The sequence below is a fragment of the Ruegeria sp. AL11 genome (assembly GCF_056540865.1).
Genome location: NZ_JBQFXO010000030.1, coordinates 1 through 2,295, shown reverse-complemented (window position 1 = coordinate 2,295; position 2,295 = coordinate 1). Strand labels below are relative to the sequence as shown.

General features: G+C 59.0%; 3 protein-coding genes. All 3 read left to right on the top strand.

Annotation, left to right across the window (positions count from 1 at the left end; all coding sequences use genetic code 11):
• The coding region (locus ACR0IP_RS23005) for a mandelate racemase/muconate lactonizing enzyme family protein (protein ID WP_480528139.1) at window positions 1-798 on the top strand (798 nt) is incomplete at its 5' end.
• Window positions 795-1,835 carry a zinc-dependent alcohol dehydrogenase gene (locus ACR0IP_RS23000; protein ID WP_480528138.1) on the top strand — a complete coding sequence of 347 codons (1,041 nt, stop codon included), beginning with the start codon at window positions 795-797 and terminating at the stop codon, window positions 1,833-1,835. The genes ACR0IP_RS23005 and ACR0IP_RS23000, both read left to right, overlap by 4 nt.
• A partial coding sequence (locus ACR0IP_RS22995; RefSeq protein WP_480528137.1) for an SDR family NAD(P)-dependent oxidoreductase occupies window positions 1,832-2,295 on the top strand: 464 nt, incomplete at its 3' end. The genes ACR0IP_RS23000 and ACR0IP_RS22995, both read left to right, overlap by 4 nt.

Below are 2,295 nucleotides of genomic sequence, written 5' to 3'. Positions count from 1 at the left end.
TTTGCCATTTCGGCCGTGGATATTGCCCTTTGGGATATTCGCGGCAAAACACGAAATGCACCATTGTGGCAGATGGCCGGCGGAGCGTCGAAACGGTGCAAGGCCTATGCCGGCGGGATCGACCTGAATTTCTCGTTAGAGAAACTGCTGCGCCAGACCGAAGGGTACCTTGCGCGTGGGTTCAACGCAGTCAAGATCAAGGTTGGTCAACCAGATTTGGCCGACGATCTTGAACGCGCCCGGGCGGTGCGTGAGATGCTGGGCCCGGACCGGTTCTTCATGGTCGACGCGAATTACTCCATGAGCGTCGAACAGGCCATCGTGGCTGCCAGAGGGTTTGCCGAATACGATATTCTGTGGTTCGAGGAACCGACTATACCAGACGACTACAAAGGTTATGGCCGAATTGTCGAAGCGACGGGCGTTCCCCTCGCCATGGGTGAAAACCTGCACACGATACACGAATTCGAATACGCCTTTGATGACGCGAAGCTGAGTTTCATCCAGCCCGATGCCTCAAACTGCGGTGGAATCACCGGCTGGCTTCGTGTGGCCGCGCTAAGCGCACAGCACGGCATTCCGGTTTGCAGTCACGGGATGCAGGAGCTGCACGTCAGCCTTGTTTCTGCGCAACCCAATGCGGGTTGGCTGGAAGTACACTCATTCCCGATAGACCAGTACACGACCCGTCCGCTTGTCGTGGAAGACTGCTTGGCCGTGGCCCCGGATACCCCGGGGACCGGAGTGGAATTCGACTGGGACAAATTGAATGCGGAACACAGGGAGATGCATACATGACGACCCAGACGATCTCTGCGGCATACTACAGGGGCAACAAGAGCTTTGCCGTGGAACAGGCCCAAGCGTCGGATCCAGGCCCCGGCGAGGCCGCCATTCGCGTTGCCTATTGTGGGATTTGCGGGACGGATATGCATGTCTACCACGGCAACATGGACGCCCGTGTCGGTCTGAACCGGGTAATCGGGCACGAGATGTCAGGTGTCGTCGAAGCGGTGGGCGAGGGCGTCGATACGGTAAAACCCGGCCAAAAGGTCGTCGTCCGACCGCTGGATCACTGTGGCGAATGCCCGGCCTGCAAACGGGGGCATCAGCATATCTGCCAGAACCTCAAGTTTCTCGGCCTCGACACCGATGGCGCCATGCAGGAGATCTGGACCGTTCCGGCCCACACGTTGCACGTTCTGCCGGATGACTTGCGCATGGATCACGCGGCGCTGATCGAGCCGGTCGCCGTTGCTTGCCACGATGTGCGGCTGTCTGGACTGCAACCTCGCGAGGACGTCGTCGTCATCGGCGGTGGCCCGATCGGCATCCTGGTTGCCATGGTTGCGCGTGACGCGGGCGGAAACGTCGTGATTTCCGAAGTGAACCCGAACCGTCTTGCGATTGCTGAAAAACTTGGTTTCGACACGATCAACCCAATCGAAACCGATCTGGTGTCCACAATCAGTGCGCGCACGGATGACAAAGGGGCAGATGTGGTTTTCGAGGTGTCGGGAACGCAGCCCGGTGTTGATGCGATGACCGCCGTTGCCGCGACGCGGGCTCGGATCGTGATGGTCGCGATCCATGCTCAAAAGCCCCAGATCGACCTGTTCCAGTTCTTCTGGCGAGAGCTGCAACTGATCGGTGCGCGGGTCTATGAGCCGGAGGATTACGAGAAAGCCATTGCAGTTGTCGCCTCGGGCGGAGTGGACGCGGATGTCGTGATTACTGACGTCAGCCCTCTGGCAGACATTCAGGCCGCGTTTGAAGCACTGGATCGCAGTCCAACCGCAATGAAAAGCCTGATCGAAGTAGGACCGCGTTCATGAGTGTTTTGCAAAGTTTCGACCTGACGGGAAAAACGGCACTTGTGACCGGGTGCAAACGCGGCATCGGGCGCGGCATGGCCGAGGCATTGGCATCGGCCGGAGCCGATATCATCGGAGTGTCCGCCTCGCTCGAGCTGTCCGGCTCGGAGGTCGAAAAAGCCGTCACGGCGATGGGGCGCAGTTTCCGGGCTTACCAATGCGACTTCTCGGATCGCGCCGCGCTGCATGGGTTCATTGATCAGTTGAGGGCCGACGGACAAACCCCTGATATCCTTGTCAACAATGCCGGCACGATCAAACGCAAGCCAGCCGCCGAACACCCGGACGACTGGTGGGACGAAGTGATTGAGGTCAACCTGTCCTCGCAATTCGTTCTGTCTCGCGAGATCGGCAAGGACATGCTGGTGCGCGGCTCTGGGAAGATCATTTTCACAGCTTCGCTGCTAACATTTCAGGGCGG

Coding starts and splice junctions, on each gene's coding strand:
- ACR0IP_RS23000 (WP_480528138.1), top strand. CDS start 795: ATGACGACCCAGACGATCTCTGCGGCATACTACAGGGGCAACAAGAGC.